General features: G+C 63.7%; 17 protein-coding genes. 4 read left to right on the top strand and 13 right to left on the bottom strand.

The window, feature by feature from the left end:
• The first annotated feature begins 25 nt into the window (after positions 1–25).
• The 4 genes from earP to QCE73_RS09810 all read left to right on the top strand — a co-directional run bounded on the left by earP (position 26) and on the right by QCE73_RS09810 (position 4,162).
• The gene (gene earP, locus QCE73_RS09795; RefSeq protein WP_309880981.1) at positions 26–1,183 is read left to right on the top strand and encodes an elongation factor P maturation arginine rhamnosyltransferase EarP; all 1,158 of its coding nucleotides are present in this window, start codon (positions 26–28) and stop codon (positions 1,181–1,183) included.
• Positions 1,184–1,436: 253 nt separating this feature from the next.
• Entirely contained in the window at positions 1,437–1,994 is a 558-nt protein-coding gene (gene efp, locus QCE73_RS09800; protein ID WP_035501653.1) for an elongation factor P, read from the top strand.
• Positions 1,995–2,258: 264 nt separating this feature from the next.
• Positions 2,259–2,609, top strand: coding sequence for a BON domain-containing protein (locus tag QCE73_RS09805; RefSeq protein ID WP_309880984.1), 351 nt, complete (start codon positions 2,259–2,261; stop codon positions 2,607–2,609).
• A gap of 158 nt (positions 2,610–2,767) precedes the next feature.
• A complete protein-coding gene (locus tag QCE73_RS09810; RefSeq protein WP_035501655.1) occupies positions 2,768–4,162 on the top strand; it encodes a sigma-54 dependent transcriptional regulator in 1,395 nt (464 codons plus the stop codon).
• A 55-nt stretch (positions 4,163–4,217) separates the two neighbouring features.
• Here the strand turns inward: QCE73_RS09810 and nagZ are convergent, their stop codons facing one another.
• From nagZ to rpoE, 13 genes are all read right to left on the bottom strand, one after another.
• Positions 4,218–5,246 carry a beta-N-acetylhexosaminidase gene (gene nagZ / locus QCE73_RS09815; RefSeq protein WP_309880986.1) on the bottom strand — a complete coding sequence of 343 codons (1,029 nt, stop codon included), beginning with the start codon at positions 5,244–5,246 and terminating at the stop codon, positions 4,218–4,220.
• Between the two features lie 39 nt (positions 5,247–5,285).
• A complete protein-coding gene (gene acpS / locus QCE73_RS09820) occupies positions 5,286–5,690 on the bottom strand; it encodes a holo-ACP synthase (RefSeq protein ID WP_035501657.1) in 405 nt (134 codons plus the stop codon).
• Between the two features lie 7 nt (positions 5,691–5,697).
• Complete coding sequence (gene pdxJ, locus QCE73_RS09825; RefSeq protein WP_309880988.1) at positions 5,698–6,471, bottom strand: pyridoxine 5'-phosphate synthase; 774 nt, start codon at positions 6,469–6,471, stop codon at positions 5,698–5,700.
• Complete coding sequence (gene recO / locus QCE73_RS09830; RefSeq protein WP_309880989.1) at positions 6,468–7,358, bottom strand: DNA repair protein RecO; 891 nt, start codon at positions 7,356–7,358, stop codon at positions 6,468–6,470. Before recO ends, pdxJ begins: the two co-directional genes overlap by 4 nt.
• A 3-nt stretch (positions 7,359–7,361) precedes the next feature.
• Entirely contained in the window at positions 7,362–8,261 is a 900-nt protein-coding gene (gene era, locus QCE73_RS09835; RefSeq protein ID WP_238215425.1) for a GTPase Era, read from the bottom strand.
• A gap of 59 nt (positions 8,262–8,320) precedes the next feature.
• Positions 8,321–9,439 (bottom strand): ribonuclease III, encoded by a 1,119-nt coding sequence (rnc, locus tag QCE73_RS09840; RefSeq protein WP_309880992.1) that lies wholly within the window; start codon positions 9,437–9,439, stop codon positions 8,321–8,323.
• A 163-nt stretch (positions 9,440–9,602) separates the two neighbouring features.
• Complete coding sequence (lepB, locus tag QCE73_RS09845; protein ID WP_035501663.1) at positions 9,603–10,496, bottom strand: signal peptidase I; 894 nt, start codon at positions 10,494–10,496, stop codon at positions 9,603–9,605.
• A gap of 45 nt (positions 10,497–10,541) precedes the next feature.
• Complete coding sequence (lepA, locus tag QCE73_RS09850) at positions 10,542–12,332, bottom strand: translation elongation factor 4 (RefSeq protein ID WP_035501666.1); 1,791 nt, start codon at positions 12,330–12,332, stop codon at positions 10,542–10,544.
• A gap of 134 nt (positions 12,333–12,466) precedes the next feature.
• Positions 12,467–12,727 carry a glutaredoxin family protein gene (locus QCE73_RS09855; protein ID WP_309880995.1) on the bottom strand — a complete coding sequence of 87 codons (261 nt, stop codon included), beginning with the start codon at positions 12,725–12,727 and terminating at the stop codon, positions 12,467–12,469.
• 4 nt (positions 12,728–12,731) lie between these two features.
• Positions 12,732–14,270 carry a DegQ family serine endoprotease gene (locus QCE73_RS09860; protein WP_035501669.1) on the bottom strand — a complete coding sequence of 513 codons (1,539 nt, stop codon included), beginning with the start codon at positions 14,268–14,270 and terminating at the stop codon, positions 12,732–12,734.
• A 22-nt stretch (positions 14,271–14,292) separates the two neighbouring features.
• Entirely contained in the window at positions 14,293–15,336 is a 1,044-nt protein-coding gene (locus QCE73_RS09865) for a MucB/RseB C-terminal domain-containing protein (protein ID WP_309880998.1), read from the bottom strand.
• Between the two features lie 4 nt (positions 15,337–15,340).
• On the bottom strand, positions 15,341–15,976 hold the full coding sequence (locus QCE73_RS09870; RefSeq protein WP_309881000.1) for a sigma-E factor negative regulatory protein: 636 nt from the start codon (positions 15,974–15,976) through the stop codon (positions 15,341–15,343).
• An 80-nt stretch (positions 15,977–16,056) separates the two neighbouring features.
• Entirely contained in the window at positions 16,057–16,656 is a 600-nt protein-coding gene (rpoE, locus tag QCE73_RS09875; RefSeq protein WP_035501673.1) for an RNA polymerase sigma factor RpoE, read from the bottom strand.
• Between the last annotated feature and the right edge of the window lie 34 nt (positions 16,657–16,690).

Raw genomic sequence — 16,690 nt, forward strand, 5'->3', positions numbered from 1 at the left:
CATTAAACCGCGCGCCTTCATCCTCATGACTCCACATCCCGCCGATCCGGAACTCGCCTGCGACATCTTCTGCGCGGTCGTCGACAACTTCGGCGACATCGGCGTGTGCTGGCGTCTCGCGCGGCAGTTGCGCGCGGAGCACGGCTGGCGCGTGCGTCTTTTCGTCGACGACCTGAAGGTCTTCCATGCGCTCTGCCCCGAAGTCGACGCGACGCTTTCGCGTCAGGATGCGATGGGCGTCACGATCGAGCGCTGGCACGAGCCGTCGCACGCCGGCGATACGCTCGCCATCCCGGATGTCGTGATCGAGGCGTTCGGGTGCGAGTTGCCGCACGCGTACATCGCCGCGATGGCGCGCCGCGAGCCGAAGCCCGTCTGGATCAATCTCGAATATCTGAGCGGCGAGGACTGGGTCGCCGATTTCCACATGCGGCCGTCGCCGCACCCGCGTTATCCGCTCGACAAGAGCTTCTTCTTTCCGGGTCTCGGCAAGGGCACGGGCGGCGTGCTGAAGGAGCGCGATCTCGACACGCGACGCGAGCACTTCGATGCGCACGCATGGTGGCGCGAGCGCGTCGGCATCGCGCGTCCGGGCGACGGCGAGACGGTCGTGTCGCTCTTCGTCTATGAAAATCCGGCGGTCGATGCGCTGCTCGCGCAATGGCGCGACGGCGATGCGCCCGTCGTCCTGCTCGTGCCCGAAGGCCGCATTTCCGGCGCACTCGCGCGCTTTTTCGGCTTGCCGGCGTTCGCGGCGGGCACGTCGGCGAGCGCGGGCGCGTTGCGGGCGCACGCGCTCGGCTTCGTCGAGCAGCCGCGCTTCGACGAGTTGCTCTGGGCCGCCGACATCAATTTCGTGCGCGGCGAGGATTCTTTCGTGCGCGCGCAATGGGCGCACAAGCCGTTCGTCTGGCAAATCTATCCGCAAGCCGACGACGCCCACTTGCCGAAACTCGACGCCGCGCTCGCGCATTACACGGGCACGCTCGATCCGTCCGCCCGCGAGGCCGTCGCGCGCTTCTGGCACGCGTGGAACGGCGCGGGCGCGCCCGACTGGGCCGATTTCTGGCGTCATCGGCAGAAGCTGGAGACGTGCGCGGCGCGCTGGGCGAAGGAACTGGCGGGCGTCGGCGATCTGGCGGGCAATCTCGTCGCGCACGCGGCTTCGCGTCTGGGCCGATGAGCGTTGCCTCACGGCGTTTCCCGCCGCGCCATGCGACTGGCCAAACCAGCAAAAAGTCAGTTAAAATAAGCGGTTATCCGAGGAAGCAGGTTGCAGTTTCAACATTACGCCGCGCGGGTTCGCCCGAAGGCGAGTCCCTCCCTCGTTAGCCAGAACTCTCGCACGGTGGCGGCAATAAAAACCGGCAGCGCCGCCGTCCGATCGATTCATTCCAGGCATTCAAGCCAAATCCTTTTGTACAGGACCTAGTTTTATGAAGACCGCACAAGAACTCCGCGTCGGCAACGTCGTCATGATCGGCAACGATGCCATGGTCGTGCAGCGCGCCGAGTACAACAAATCGGGCCGCAACTCCGCGGTCGTCAAGATGAAGTTCAAGAATCTGCTGACGGCCGCCGGCATGGAAACCGTCTACAAGGCGGACGACAAGTTCGACGTCGTCGTGCTCGACCGCAAGGAAGTGACGTACTCGTACTTCGCGGACCCGATGTACGTCTTCATGGACGCCGACTACAACCAGTTCGAAGTCGAAGCCGAAATGATGGGCGACGCGCTCAACTACCTCGAAGACGGCATGGCTTGCGAAGTCGTGTTCTACAACGAGAAGGCCATCTCGGTCGAGCTGCCGACCACGCTGGTTCGCGAGATCGTCTACACGGAACCGGCCGTCAAGGGCGACACGTCGTCCGGCAAGGTGCTGAAGACCGCCAAGCTGAACACCGGCTTCGAACTGCAAGTGCCGCTCTTCTGCAACATCGGCGACAAGATCGAAATCGACACCCGCACGAACGAATATCGCAGCCGCGCGTAAGCCTCACGCCGCCGCATCGTAAGCGGAGCGGCCGCTGTAAAAGGCTCGCCGCCATTCCAAAAAAGCGCCCCTTCGCGGGCGCTTTTTCTTTTGCATGAATTTTTTGACAAATTCAGGCAAACTTTACCGGTCGCGCCCCGATAAGTTTTGTCGACAATCCACGCAAGCATCCGCGTCCGGCCCGCGCGATTCGCTTTCATCGGCAAAATTAACTGCTTGGCACGATTTCTGCTCGAACGTGCAAATCCAGAATTCAGAACCGACATGCACAGCACGCCTTTCATCCAGAGCCGGTTTCTGATCGTCGCGGCGCTCGCCCTGCCCGCCTTCGCTTTCACTGCCGGCTGCAAGTCCACCCCGGTGACATCGGCGAACACGAACGGAGGCAGCGATATCGCCACCGACGACGCAGCGCTTGCCGCGCGTGTGAAAGCCGCGCTCGTCGCGGATCCGGCGCTGAAGGTCTTGCCGATGAGCGTCGCGACTTATCGCGGCGTCGTGCAGTTGTCGGGGTATGTGGATTCGGAGGTACAGATTCAAAAAGCGCTCGCCGTGGCGCGTGGCGTGCCGGGCGTGCAATCCGTCAGCAACGAATTGCATCTCAGGCCGCAATGACGCGCGCAGCACCAGAGATGACGAACGAGTAACGCAGGACGAAAACCGCAGCGAGTGACGCGCCAGACGCCGGAACGAGGCGCCGTTTCCCGCCCACGAACCGCCCGATCCCACGCGGAGACGGCGCACTACAGTCCACTTTGATACGTTGGTCCGCCATGCCACACGCACTGATTGTCGAAGACGATCCCAATAGCCTCTCCGGCCTGTCCGCGATCCTCACGGCAGACGGCTTTTCCGTCGATACAGCGACGACGCTCGCCGAGGCGCGCTCCGCGCTGACCCGCTTCATTCCGGATGTCGTGCTGATCGACCTGAATCTTCCGGACGGTTCCGGCCTCGACCTGCTGCCGAGCCTGCCCTCGCAACCGCCCGATGGCGCGCTGCCCGTCATCGTGATGACCGGCAATGCGACGGTCGAAAGCGCGATCGAAGGTCTGCGGCACGGCATCTGGGACTATCTGCTGAAGCCGGTGAACATTCCGCGTCTGCGCAGCCTCCTCGCCCGCATACCGCGACCATACGAGCTCACCGAGGAAGTCCAGGCGCTGCGTTCGACGTTGCGCGAACTGGGCCATTTCGGCGACATGATCGGCCGCAGCGCCGCGATGCAGCACGTCTACGACCTGATCGAGCACACCGCGCCGACAGAAGCCGCCGTGCTGATCTGCGGCGAGCCGGGCACGGGCAAGAAGATCGCGGCGCGCACGATTCATCAGCTGAGCCGTCGACGCAAAGGCCCGTTCGTCACCTTCGATTGCTCCGCGAGCCGCAATAGCGACGGCTCGCAGCGCTCGATGGAAAGCATCCTCTTCGGTCACGAGCGCAACGCGTTCGCCGGCGCGGAGAACCGCGAGCCGGGCCTGCTCGAACAGGCGGGCGGCGGCACGCTGTTCCTCGATCAGATCGATTCGCTGCCTCCCGCGCAGCAGGAAGCGCTCTTGCGCGCGCTCGATTCGCAGACCTTCATGCGCGTCGGCGGCAGCAACCGCATCATGACGGACTTCCGGCTGATCGCCGCGTCCCGCCTGCCGATGCGCGAGGCGGTCGCGAGCGGCGCGATGCGCGAGGATCTGTTTCAGCGCCTGTCGGCGTCGTCGATCATGCTGCCGCCGCTGCGCGATCGCGACGACGACATCGCCCTGATCGCGGAAACGCTCGTCGATGAACTGAACCGCGAGAATCACATCGCCGGGATCACGAGCGGCTCGCCGAAGCGCATCAGTCCGGCGTTCATTCGCGAGTGCATCACTAGCGAATGGCCGGGCAACGTGCGCGAGATGCGCGAGCGCGTGCGGCGCGCGTATCACGCGTCGGGCGAAACCATCGAGACGCTGCGCGTCGATGAGCCGGGCGGGCTCGGCGGACGCGGCCTGAACGGCAGCAGCGTGCAGGTGACAGTCGGCACCGCGCTCGCCGATGTCGAAGACATGCTGATCCGCGCGACGCTCGAAGCGGTCGGCGGCACGCGCCATCGCGCGGCGACGCTGCTCGGCATCAGCCCGAAGACGCTCTACAACAAGCTGCAGAGGATGAAGCTGGAATCGTCGTGATTCACGACGGCGCCAAAAGCAAAAACGCCACGATTCAGATCGTGGCGTTTTCGTTTTAGCCGAGCATCTCTTTGACGAGTGCGCGCGCCGCCTGATAGTCGGCGTGCGCCTGCAGCTTGCTCCAGCGCAGCGCCTTGCCGCGCGGACGCATCTGCCTCAGGCGCTGCTCCGATGCCTTCGGCGGCGTATAGCGCAACTGCTCCAGCACCTTGCCCGCCTCTTCCGGCTGATTGCAGATCAGCACCATGTCGCAGCCCGCCGTCAGCGCGGCAGTGGCCGCTTCGGTGAGCGTGCCGCCTGCGCGGGCCGCTTCCATCGAAAGGTCGTCGCTGAAGATCGCGCCGTTGAAGCCGAGCTTGCCGCGCAGGATGTCCTGCAGCCAGATGCGCGAGAAGCCGGCGGGTTTATCGTCGACCTGCGTGTAGATGACGTGCGCGGGAATCACCGATGACAGCGACATGCCGAGCCAGTCGTACGGACGCACGTCGGTGGCGAGGATTTCTTCGAGCGGGCGATCGTCGGTCGGCAGCGCGACGTGCGAATCGGCTTCGGCGAAACCGTGACCCGGAAAGTGCTTGCCGCAGTTCGCCATGCCGGCGAGCGCGAGGCCGTGATTCAGGCTCTTCGCGAGCATCGTCACGACGCGCGGATCGCTGTGCAGCGCGCGATCGCCGATGACCTTCGACTGCCCGTAATTCAGATCGAGCACCGGTGTAAAGCTCATGTCGATGCCGCACGCGCGCAACTCCGCCGCGAGCATGTAGCCGAACGCGGTCGCGGCTTTCGTCGCGGCGAGCACGTCGCGGTCCCACAGTTCGCCGAGCTTGCCCGGCGCGGGCAGCACCGTGAAGCCGTCGGTGCGAAAGCGCTGCACGCGCCCGCCTTCGTGATCGACGGCGATCAGGATATCGTCGCGTACCGCACGGATCGCATCCGTCAGCGCGACGAGCTGAGCGCGGTTCTCGAAATGCCGCGCGAACAGAATGATGCCGCCGGTCATCGAATGGGTGAGGCGCTCGATATCCGCGTCGTTCAGCGTCGTGCCGGCAACGTCGAACATGACGGGCCCGGGAATGCGTTTCATCGGATTCAATTGGTTTCTTGTGCGTTAGTTGGATTGAACTCAGGCCTGATCGGGCACTTCCGCGATGACGAACGACACCGCGTAGTCACGCTCGTCGCTGACCGTGACCTTCGCCGTGATGCCGCGTTGCGCGAGCCATTCGGCCAGCTCGCCGGATGCGGCGATCATCGGCTTGCCGCTCGGCTCGTTGAGCGTCTGCAGCGCGCGCCAGGTCATCGGCCAGCGCATGCCGAGGCCGATTGCCTTCGAAAACGCTTCCTTGGCCGAAAAGCGCGTCGAGAGAAACGCGAGCCCGCGTACTTCCGAGCGCGCGTTGCGCGCGTGATAGATGCGCAACTCGTCGGGGCCGAGCACCTTTTCGGCGAAGCGTCCTTTCGTGCGCCTCATCACCGCCGCGACGCGGCTCACCTGCACGACGTCCGTGCCGATTCCGTAGATGGCCATGACGTGCTCAGCGAGCGTGGATCGACGCGAGGCGCGACGCGACCATGATCGCCTTCATCTCGCGCACGGCGTTGTCCCAGCCCGCGAAAATCGAGTGCGCGACGATCGCGTGCCCGATGTTCAGCTCGACGATGCCCGGCAGCGCGGCGATCGCCTGCACGTTCGTGTAGTGCAGTCCGTGGCCCGCGTTCACCTTGAGCCCGAGCGAGTTGCCGAAATCGACGCTCGCCGCGACGCGCTCGAACTCGCGCTGCTGTTCGGCTTCGTCGTGCGCTTCGGCATATCGGCCCGTGTGCAGTTCGATCACCGGCGCGCCCGCTTCGTGCGCGGCGCGAATCTGCGCCTCGTCCGGATCGATGAAAAGCGATACGCGCGCGCCCGCATCGGCGAGCTGCCTGCACGCGGCCTTCACCTCCTCGAAGCGGCCCGCGACATCGAGGCCGCCTTCGGTCGTCACCTCCTGGCGCTTTTCCGGCACGAGGCAGACATCGTGCGGCCTGATCTCGCACGCGATGTCGAGCATCTCGCGCGTCACCGCGCACTCGAGATTCATGCGCGTTTTCAGAAGCGGCCGCAGCGTGCGCACATCGGCATCCACGATATGGCGGCGATCCTCGCGCAAGTGCAGCGTGATGGCGTCGGCGCCCGCTTCCTCGGCGGCGAGCGCCGCGCGGATCGGATCGGGATACGTCGTGCCGCGCGCATTGCGCAACGTGGCGACGTGATCGATGTTCACGCCCAGATCGATCACGCTCGCTGGCGATGAGAGAAAGAAGCTCATAGTTTTTGCAGGTCGATCAATATCTGACGGGTGGCGAGCGGCGTGCCGCCCAGGTAATGGTTCAGCAGGAAGCGCATCAGCGTTTTGCTCTGCGCGGCCGTCTGCGGACTGGTGTAGTCGTCGCGTTCCATGTCGATGAGCGTCTGGCCCGAAATCACCGGCCAGGCCGCGGGAAGATCGTCGGACGCTTCGCGCACGCCGCGATCGGGATCGAACACATAGCGGCCTTCGGCCACGACCGGCTGGCGCGTGACGGTGCGCGTGAGATTCATCGCATAGCCGGTTTCGCGCAGAAGCACGCGCTCGAACGAACGCAACACTTGCACGGCGGGCTCGTCGTGCGCGAGGCGTGAGAGCGTCAGCACGTAATGATTGAAGAGCGCCGGATGCGCGTCTTCGCGCGCGCAGAACTTGACGAGCAGCTCGTTCACGTAGAAGCCGCAAAGCAACGCGTCGCCGGTCAGCGGCAGCATGCCGCCGACCCATTCGGCGGTCGTCAGGGTGCGGACTTCGCCCTTGCCGGACCAGGAGAGACCCAGCGGCTGAAACGTCTGCAACACGCCGCGCAACGCGGAATGCGGACGCTTCGCGCCCTTCGCGACGAGCGCGACGCGGCCGAAATCGCGCGAAAACACATCGATGATGAGGCTCGTCTCGCGATACGGATAGCTGTGCAGCACGAAGCCCGGCTGCTCGGCGATACGAAAGTCGGAGCGCGGCGCGGCGCGCGGCCGCTTCTCGCCGCTCCCGGCAACGGACGATGACGACGACGTCCGCCTGGGCTTCGGCACGGCGCGCGCGGCCGGGCGCTCGTCCGCGTCGAAATCGTCGGCGGGACGATCATCGGCGGGTGGAATCATCCGGGCGTCGTTCGAGCCGTCGTCCATGCATCACTCGTAGCCGTATGCGCGCAGGCCCGCTTCGTTATCCGCCCAGCCGCTCTTCACCTTGACGAAGGTTTCGAGATACACGGGACCATCGAAGAGCTTCTCCATGTCGAGTCGCGCTTCCGTGCTGATCTGCTTCAGCTTCGCGCCCTTCTGGCCGATGATCATCGCCTTGTGCGTGTCGCGGTCGACGAGAATCGTAGCGAAGACACGGCGCAGACGTCCTTCGGTTTCGAACTTGTCGATGAGCACCGTGCTCGTGTACGGCAACTCGTCGCCGGTCCAGCGAAAAACCTTCTCGCGCAGGATTTCGGCCGCGAGGAAACGCTCGCTCCGATCGGTCAGATCATCCTCGCCGTAGATCGGCTCGCCTTCCGGCAGATAGGGCTTGATGACCGACATGAGCCGCTTGATGTCCTCCGGATGCTTCGCCGACAGCGGCACGATCTCACGGAAGTCACGCAGCGCCGACATCTGCTGCATGAAGGGAAAGAGCGAATCCTTGTCGCCGACGCGATCGAGCTTGTTCGCGATCAGCAGCGTGGGCGTGCCGGCCGGAATCAGGTCGAGCACTTTCTGGTCGTCGGGACCGAAACGGCCCGCTTCGATCACGAAGAGAATCGCATCGACGGAAGTCAGCGTCGACGTCACCGCGCGGTTCAGCGAGCGGTTGAGCGCGCCGCTGTGGCGCGTCTGGAAACCGGGCGTATCGACGAAGATGTACTGCGCGTCTTCGAACGTGTTGATGCCGGTGATGCGATGGCGAGTCGTCTGCGCCTTGCGCGAGGTGATGCTCACCTTCTGACCGACGAGCGCGTTCATCAGCGTCGACTTGCCGACGTTGGGACGGCCGACGATCGCGACCATGCCGCAGCGGAAACCAGAAGAAGTAGGAGCGTTCATAGATGTGTGCGGCAATAAATCGTTGGGGCGCGTGTGCGCGATAGGCGCGGCAACACGCGTCAGTGGCCGGCGTCGGCGGCGCGCACGACGTGGCTGGTCGCATCAGGGCCCGCGGCGTTACTCGTTTCGGTGTCGGCTGCGGAATCGTCTTCGCGATCGTTGGAAGGTGCGGGCTTGTCTGCGTTCGCGCTGCGCTCGGACGGCTCCGTCGAATCGCTCTTCGCTGTTTTTTCCGGCTTGTGGATCACGGCGCGTTCGGTTTTGTCGGCGACTGCATAGGCGCTCGCGGACGGCTCGACATGCGTCGCGCGGATCACGGCGAGCGGCGCGGTGGCCGGCCGTTCCTGCGCAGCCTGCGCGCCATGCGGACCATGATGGCGCTCGCGCCGGTCGGGAGAACGCAGATCGAGCGCCGTCTGGATGCCGGTGACGCCGGGCACCACTTCCGGTTCGACCTGTTTCGCGGCGCGCGCGCCCTTGCGCTTCGGCTTCACGCCGAGCGTCGACGCGGCGGCCGCCACTTCGTCGAGCGCCTTCTTGGCGGCGGCCTGTTCGGCGGCGCGGCGGCTCGCGCCGGAACCCGACACCTTCACGTCGAGCTTCGGCACCGTGCATTCGACTTCGAACTGCTGATTGTGCGCGGCGCCATGAGTCGCGATGACCGTGTAGGTCGGCAGCGCGATCTTGTGTCCCTGGAGATATTCCTGCAGCAGCGTCTTTGCATCCTTGCCGATGGTGCGCGGATCGATGTGATCGAGCACCGGCGTGTAGAGCCGCTTGATGACCGTGTACGCGGCGTCGAAACCGCCGTCGAGGAAGATCGCGCCGAAAATCGCTTCGAGGGTATCGGCGAGAATCGACGGACGGCGAAAGCCGCCGCTGCGCAGTTCGCCTTCGCCGAGCCGCAAGCCTTCGGACACGTTGAGCGCCTGCGCGATTTCGTAAAGCGACTGCTGTTTGACCAGATTCGCACGCACGCGCGACAGGTCGCCTTCGTCGAGTTTGCTGAATCGTTGGAACAAAAGCGCCGCCACCACGCAATTTAGAACGGAATCGCCGAGAAATTCGAGCCGTTCATTGTGCGTGGCGCTGTGACTGCGGTGGGTCATCGCCTGGCGCAGCAATTCCGCATTGCGAAATTCGTACCGCAGCCGGCTTTCCAACGGAGAAGATGGCATGGAGAGAGTATAACGCGGGCGCGCGGGCGGACGATTCCGCCGATCCACGCCGGAAAACGCGTGGCGAGACGGTGTTAGCCGTGCTTCTTCACGCCGTTTCGAAGCTTGTTTTTATCGAGACGAACGCCGGCTGTCTTATCGGGACGAGCCGGCGTTGCGGATATCACTGGAACGAGCCGATGCGCTTCAGGTTGCTGAAGTTCATCCAGATGAAGAACGCGCGCCCGACGATGTTCTTGTCCGGCACGAAGCCCCAGTAGCGGCTGTCCGCGCTGTTGTCGCGGTTATCGCCCATCATGAAGTAGTTGCCCGGCGGCACCTTGCACGTGACGCCCTGCGCGTTGTAGTTGCAGTTGTCGCGGAACGGGAAGTCGTCAGCGCCGACGACGAACGGCGGCACCTGCGGATTGTTCAGGATCGCGTTCTTGCGGCCGTCGAGGTCTTCCTCGAACTGTTTCGCGTAACCGATGCGCTCGTCGTCGAAATAGTCGGGCAGCGGGGTTTCGGGCACCGGCTTGCCGTTGATCGTAAGCTTCTTGTCTTCATACGCGACCGTGTCGCCCGGCAAACCGATCACACGCTTGATGTAGTCGACCGATTCGTCCTTCGGGTAGCGGAACACCACGACATCGCCGCGCTTGAGCGGGCCGCCGTTCGTCATCTTCGTGTTGGTGATCGGCATGCGCAGGCCGTATTCGTACTTGTTCACGAGGATGAAGTCGCCGACGAGCAAAGTCGGAACCATCGAGCCGGACGGAATCTTGAACGGCTCGATGATGAACGAGCGCACCACGAACACCGCGAGAATCACCGGAAAGAAGCTCGCCGTGTATTCGAGCCACCACGGCTGGCGCAGCTTGTCGTCGCGCAGGCGGGCGCGCGTCTGCGCGGCGTTTTCATCGGCGAAACGCTCGCCGACGCGCTCCTGCTGGCGATCGAACTCGGCCACCGCGGCCTCGGCGGCGCGCCGCCGTTGCGGCAGAAACACCAGTTTGTCCAGCACCCATGCAATACCCGTCAATACGACGAGAATCAAAAGAATCAATGCGAAATTCATCAATCGCTTCCGGTTGTTATCGTTGTTTGCCTCGCGGCGCCGGCGTCATTCATCGACGCGCAGAATCGCCAGGAAAGCCTCTTGCGGGATTTCGACTGAACCGACCTGCTTCATGCGCTTCTTGCCGGCCTTCTGCTTTTCGAGCAGCTTCTTCTTGCGCGAGATGTCGCCGCCGTAGCACTTCGCGAGCACGTTCTTGCGCAGCGCCTTGATGTTCTCGCGCGCGATGATGTTCGAGCCGATGGTCGCCTGAATCGCCACGTCGTACATCTGACGCGGAATCAGTTCGCGCATCTTCGACGCCACTTCGCGGCCACGGTGCTGGCTCTGCGAGCGGTGCACGATGACCGACAGCGCATCGACCTTGTCGCCGTTGATGAGCATATCCACCTTGACTACGTCGGCCGCGCGATATTCCTTGAATTCGTAGTCCATCGACGCATAGCCGCGCGACGTCGACTTCAGGCGGTCGAAGAAGTCGAGCACGATTTCCGCCATCGGGATTTCGTAGGTCAACTGCACCTGACGGCCGTGATACTGCATGTTGATCTGCTGGCCGCGCTTGTTCGTGCACAGCGTGATGACCGAGCCGACATATTCCTGCGGCATGTACAGGTTCACGGTGACGATCGGCTCGCGCACTTCCTCGATCTTCGGCGGCTCCGGCATCTTCGCCGGGTTCTCGACGGAGATGGTCGTGCCGTCGCGCTGCACGACCTGGTAAATCACCGTCGGCGCCGTGGTGATGAGGTCCATGTCGAACTCGCGCTCGAGCCGCTCCTGCACGATTTCCATATGCAGCAGACCGAGAAAGCCGCAGCGGAAACCGAAGCCGAGCGCCTGCGACACTTCGGGCTCGTATTGCAGCGAGGCATCGTTGAGCTTCAGCTTTTCGAGCGATTCGCGCAGCGCGTCGTACTGGTTCGCCTCGACCGGATAGAGGCCGGCGAAAACCTGCGGCTTCACTTCCTTGAAGCCCGGCAGCGGCGCTTCGGCGGCGCGGGTCGAGAGCGTGACGGTATCGCCCACTTTCGCGGCCGTCAGTTCCTTGATGCCCGCGATCACGAAGCCCACCTGCCCCGCCGAAAGCTGCGCGAGGTTCGTCGACTTCGGCGCGAACACGCCGACGTGCTCGACCGGGTATTGCGCACCGGTCGCCATCATCTTGATCTTGTCTTTCGGCTTCAGCGTGCCGTTGACGATGCGCACCAGCATCACGACGCCGACGTAGTTGTCGAACCACGAATCGATGATGAGCGCCTGCAGCGGCGCTTCCGTATCGCCCTTCGGCGGCGGCACCTTCGCGATCAGCGATTCGAGCACGTCCTCGACGCCCAGACCGGTTTTCGCGCTGCAATGCACGGCGTCGGTCGCGTCGATGCCGATCACGTCCTCGATTTCGGAGATCGCGTTCTCGGGATTCGCCGCCGGCAGGTCGATCTTGTTCAGCACCGGCACGACTTCGACGCCCAGCTCGATCGCGGTGTAGCAGTTCGCGACGGTTTGCGCCTCGACACCCTGACTCGCATCGACGACGAGGAGCGCGCCCTCGCACGCGGACAGCGAGCGGCTGACTTCGTAGGAGAAGTCGACGTGCCCCGGCGTGTCGATCAGGTTCAGGTTGTAGACCTTGCCGTCGCGCGCCTTGTAGGTGAGCGCCGCAGTTTGCGCCTTGATCGTGATGCCGCGCTCGCGCTCGAGGTCCATCGAATCGAGCACCTGCGCTTCCATCTCACGGTCGGACAAGCCGCCGCACAACTGGATGATGCGGTCGGCGAGCGTCGACTTGCCGTGGTCGATGTGCGCAATGATCGAAAAATTACGAATATGATCCATTCAGTGCCGCAAGCCCGAAAAAAGCGAAAAAGGCGCGCCCTCACCAACGCGGAGCACGCCTTGAAAATTTGGGGAAAACTTCAGCATTTTAGCCGAAAACGGGGTTGCCCCGGCGGATTTCGCCTCGGCCGGACTCACGGCTCACGCACGCCGAGCGCCACGTACACGGCGCGTGCGTCGAGCCGGTACTGGCACAACTCGACGCCGTCGAGCGTGAGCACCGGCACGCGCTCGTCGTAGCGCGCCTCCAGCAGCGGATCTTCATCGATGTCGATCCATTCGATCGCCTTTCCGTGATGCGCGGCGATCGGCTCCAGTTCGGCACGCATGTCCTCGCACAAATGACACCAGGCGCGCCCGTACAGGACAAAAGGCGCGCCCGAAGCCGAAGTCATGCGCTTACTTCTGCGCCGGCACGCGCGGGCGCAGCGGCACGAATTGCGTGTTGTCGCCGCGACGCACGAGAATCGCGACCATCTTGCTGGCGTCCAGACCTTGCGCGACTTCCTGGAACTGCTTCGCGCTCGTGATATCCGTATCGCCGATGCGCATGACGATGTCGCCCTTCTGGAAGCCCGCGCGCGCCGCCGGTCCTTCGACGGCATCGACCTGAACGCCGCTCGACAGCTTGAGCGCCTTCTTCTGATCCGCCGGAATGTCGCTCACCGCCATCCCGAGCGAATTGCTCGCGCGCTCCTTCGGCTGCGGCGCCTTCTTCTGCTCGGTCTTCGCGACCTTGTCCGGCTGCATCTCCGCGATCGTCACCGACAGATCGCGCGTCTGGCCCTTGCGCCAGATCGTCAGCGTGGTCTTCGTGCCGGGCTTCGTGTCGCCGACCATGCGCGGCAAATCGGTCGCGGTCTCGACGTTCTGGCCGTTGAACTTCAGGATGATGTCGCCCGGCTGCACGCCCGCCTTATCCGCCGGACCGCCCGATTCGACGCTCGATACGAGCGCGCCCTGCGCCTTCGCCAGCCCGAGCGAATCGGCGACATCCTTCGTCACTTCGCCGATCGCCACCGCGATGCGCCCGCGCACGACCTTGCCCGACGTCTTCAACTGATCCGCCACGCGCATCGCTTCATCGATCGGAATCGCGAACGAAATGCCCATGAAGCCGCCCGTGCGGCTGTAGATCTGCGAGTTGATGCCGATCACTTCGCCCGCCATGTTGATGAGCGGACCGCCCGAGTTGCCCGGATTCACGGCGACATCGGTCTGGATGAACGGCAGATAATCGCCCGTGTCGCGCCCCTTCGCGCTGACGATGCCCGCGGTCACCGTGTTGTCCAGGCCGAACGGCGAACCGATCGCGAGCACCCATTCGCCGACGCGCACCTTGTTCGAATCGCCGATGGTGATCGCCGGCAGATTCGTCGCGCTGATCTTCACGACGGCCACGTCCGTGCGCTCGTCGACGCCGACGAGCCGCGCCTTGAATTCGCGCTTGTCGGTGAGCGTCACGTAGATGGTGTCCGCATCGTCGACGACGTGCGCATTGGTCATCACGTAGCCGTCGGTCGAAAGGATGAAGCCCGAGCCGACGCCGCTGCTCTGTTCCGAGTTGTCCTGGTTGTCGTCCGGCGCGCTGCGGCTGCCGCCCTTGCCCTGGTCGCCGCCGCTGCCGCCGCCGTTGTTGCCGCCGCCGCCACCACCGCCACGCGGAGGCTGGCCGGGCATCGGAATGCCGAAGAAGCGGCGAAAGAACTCGGACATGTCGCCTTCATCGAGACCCGGCGGCAGGCCGCGCAGATCGCTGCCCGAACCCACGCGCGAGGTCGTGCGAATGTTCACGACCGAGGGCCCCACCTTGTCGACGAGCGTCGTGAAGTCCGGCAGGTTCACCGTGGGCACCGCCGACGCAGATTGCGATACGAACGGCAGGCACACGGCGAGCGCCGCGGCCGCGATGAACTTGCGCAGCGAGAAGTTGCTCATATGTTGGAGGCCGGGATCTGGATTACTTGGAAGGCTTGTATTCTATGGTAGAAGCAAATTGCTGCAATGTGGCTTGCGGCACTTCACCCAGCAAGGTGATCCAGAAATCCCCGCGGCGCTTCACCAGAACATGCGTGGCGCCGCTATTGCCCGCGCCTTCCTTGCGCGTATTTTTCTCCACCGGCTCGACAAAAACGGAGATCGTCGCGAGTCCGTCGGAAAACACAGCCTGATCGACCGGAATCGGCGGCTGGCCCTGCTGGCTCGACGCCATCGGACGACGAAGCTCGCGAATCTTGCGGAAACCCGCGATATTCGGCGTCAGTTGCCAGCCTTGCGCTTCCATGTCGACGGGTTGCACGGGCGGTCGCACGATGGTCCAGCCCGACGTGCCGCGAATTCCGTTCGCGATCGGCGTCTTGTCGATCGGCCCGCCGATGCGCACTTGCGAGAACGAAAGCTGTTCGAGCACCTGACCGTCCGGATCGAGCGTTTGCGCGCGCAGCAGCAAACCGGTTTTCGCGTCGGCCCAGAGCTTGTAGGCGAATCGATAGGAATCTTTCGGATCGAGTCCCAGCACCTGGCTTTCGACGCCCGCGACGCGGTCGTTGCCCAGAAGCTTCGGCTCGTAGACGGAGAGCACCTGGTCGCCGCTGGTCGAAAGCAGCGCCGGGAAGGAATCCCGGTTTTGCCGATGCTCTACGACCAGAAGATGCCGCTCGGGTACGAACGTGAACATGTCGTCGTCGTGACGCAGCATCTTGCGCTGCGCGCCATCGAGACTTTCGAGCGATTCGTATTCGCCGTCGCCGCGCGTGGCGACGTGCGTGATGCGCGACGATTGAACCGTCGCGCCGCGCTGATAAACGAACGTGCCTTCGTAATTTTGCTGCTGGGCCGCTTCGTGAATGCGGTTGAGCAGGCTGGCGGCTGACTTGCGAACGGCGGCGGGATCGTCTCCCTGAGCATAGGAGCTAGTTGCCGCTGTCAACAACGCGGCTGCGCAAAGCATCAACGCCGGCAGCCGCCCCCAGTAACTTTTTTTATTCAACCGCACATTCAGCATCAAATTATTGGCCCTGCGACGTAGCCGCCGCGCGAATCAAAGGCATGGAACCGGGCATCGCGGGCTGCTGGGAGAACTGCTGATGCGCTTCGAGGTATTGATCGAGATCGGCATCGCGGATGATGTTCGCTTCCACGATCGGCGAGCGCGTGGTTGCCGCCGGCACCGACGCGAGCGCCACGCGCTGCATCGAATCAACCGGTGCGACGCTCGCCACCTGCGTGCCAGAGCGGCCGCCCACGCCTTGCAGTTGCGGTACGACGATCCACGTCAGTGTGGCGGCCGCCGCCGCTACCGCGAAGGCCGGCATCACGCGACGGCGCAGCATGCCGCCACGCGCTTTCGCCGCTGCGGCGGGCAGCGCCGCTGGCGCCAGCACATGCGCTTCGGCCTCGAAGCGCTCGGAGAATGCGGCCATGAACGCACTGCTGCGCGCCGGGCTGACCGCGAGATCGTCCGAACGCAGAGCGTCGCCGATCAGGTGATAAGCCGACCACGCCGCGCGTTCGCCGCTTTTCAGTTCGGCGAGAAACTGGCTGACATCACCCATTTCATCGAGCGATTCACCATCGACGAACGCCGACATGCGCTCGCCGCGCGAACCCGCCTGTGTTTGATTCTGCATCGAGACCGACCCCATGATGCTCCCCATCTTTGACCACACCCCGTTGTGACACCACCAACCCAGATATCGCGTCCCTGCCCCGAGGATTCCGCCGCCTACCAGCGCTTGCCTTCAGGAGTGTCCAACAACGGACGCAATTTTGCCGCAATGGCTTCGCGAGCACGAAAAATTCTCGATCTGACGGTGCCGATCGGGCAATCCATCATTTCGGCGATTTCCTCGTAACTCAGACCTTCAATTTCCCTGAGCGTGATGGCAGTGCGCAATTCCTCCGGCAACAGCGCCATCGCAGCATTGACCGTTTCAGCGATCTGCTTGCTCATCAACATCGACTCGGGCGTGTTGATATCCCTTAGTTGGTCCGCGTCGGAGAAAGTTTCCGCTTCTTCTGCATCGGCCTCGGTAGAAGTGGGAGCACGGCGGCCCTGTGTCGCAAGGTAGTTCTTTGCGGTGTTGACCGCAATCCGGTAGAGCCAGGTATAAAACGCGGATTCGCCGCGAAACTGGGGCAGCGCGCGATAGGCTTTGATGAAGGCGTCCTGGGCGACGTCCTCGACCTCGGCGGGGTCGCGCACGAGGCGCGAGATCAGTCGAATGATCTTGCGGTGGTATTTGGCGACCAGCAGTTCGAACGCGGCCTTGTCACCTTTCTGGACACGCTCGACCAGCAATTGGTCGATTTCTTTTTCGCTCACCTGTGAAATCCGTTTAACTTGGGGTGTTGCGCGG

Origin of the sequence: Caballeronia sp. LZ029 (genome assembly GCF_031451275.1) — a bacterium.
In the GTDB taxonomy this organism is placed as follows: Bacteria; Pseudomonadota; Gammaproteobacteria; order Burkholderiales; family Burkholderiaceae; genus Caballeronia; species Caballeronia jiangsuensis.

Coding starts and splice junctions, on each gene's coding strand:
- pdxJ (WP_309880988.1), bottom strand. CDS start 6,471: ATGAGCTTCTTTCTCTCATCGCCAGCGAGCGTGATCGATCTGGGCGTG.
- QCE73_RS09810 (WP_035501655.1), top strand. CDS start 2,768: ATGCCACACGCACTGATTGTCGAAGACGATCCCAATAGCCTCTCCGGC.
- lepB (WP_035501663.1), bottom strand. CDS start 10,496: ATGAATTTCGCATTGATTCTTTTGATTCTCGTCGTATTGACGGGTATT.
- QCE73_RS09865 (WP_309880998.1), bottom strand. CDS start 15,336: ATGCTGAATGTGCGGTTGAATAAAAAAAGTTACTGGGGGCGGCTGCCG.
- lepA (WP_035501666.1), bottom strand. CDS start 12,332: ATGGATCATATTCGTAATTTTTCGATCATTGCGCACATCGACCACGGC.
- earP (WP_309880981.1), top strand. CDS start 26: ATGACTCCACATCCCGCCGATCCGGAACTCGCCTGCGACATCTTCTGC.
- QCE73_RS09860 (WP_035501669.1), bottom strand. CDS start 14,270: ATGAGCAACTTCTCGCTGCGCAAGTTCATCGCGGCCGCGGCGCTCGCC.
- QCE73_RS09870 (WP_309881000.1), bottom strand. CDS start 15,976: ATGGGGTCGGTCTCGATGCAGAATCAAACACAGGCGGGTTCGCGCGGC.
- nagZ (WP_309880986.1), bottom strand. CDS start 5,246: ATGAAACGCATTCCCGGGCCCGTCATGTTCGACGTTGCCGGCACGACG.
- acpS (WP_035501657.1), bottom strand. CDS start 5,690: ATGGCCATCTACGGAATCGGCACGGACGTCGTGCAGGTGAGCCGCGTC.
- recO (WP_309880989.1), bottom strand. CDS start 7,358: ATGGACGACGGCTCGAACGACGCCCGGATGATTCCACCCGCCGATGAT.
- efp (WP_035501653.1), top strand. CDS start 1,437: ATGAAGACCGCACAAGAACTCCGCGTCGGCAACGTCGTCATGATCGGC.
- rnc (WP_309880992.1), bottom strand. CDS start 9,439: ATGCCATCTTCTCCGTTGGAAAGCCGGCTGCGGTACGAATTTCGCAAT.
- era (WP_238215425.1), bottom strand. CDS start 8,261: ATGAACGCTCCTACTTCTTCTGGTTTCCGCTGCGGCATGGTCGCGATC.
- QCE73_RS09855 (WP_309880995.1), bottom strand. CDS start 12,727: ATGACTTCGGCTTCGGGCGCGCCTTTTGTCCTGTACGGGCGCGCCTGG.
- QCE73_RS09805 (WP_309880984.1), top strand. CDS start 2,259: ATGCACAGCACGCCTTTCATCCAGAGCCGGTTTCTGATCGTCGCGGCG.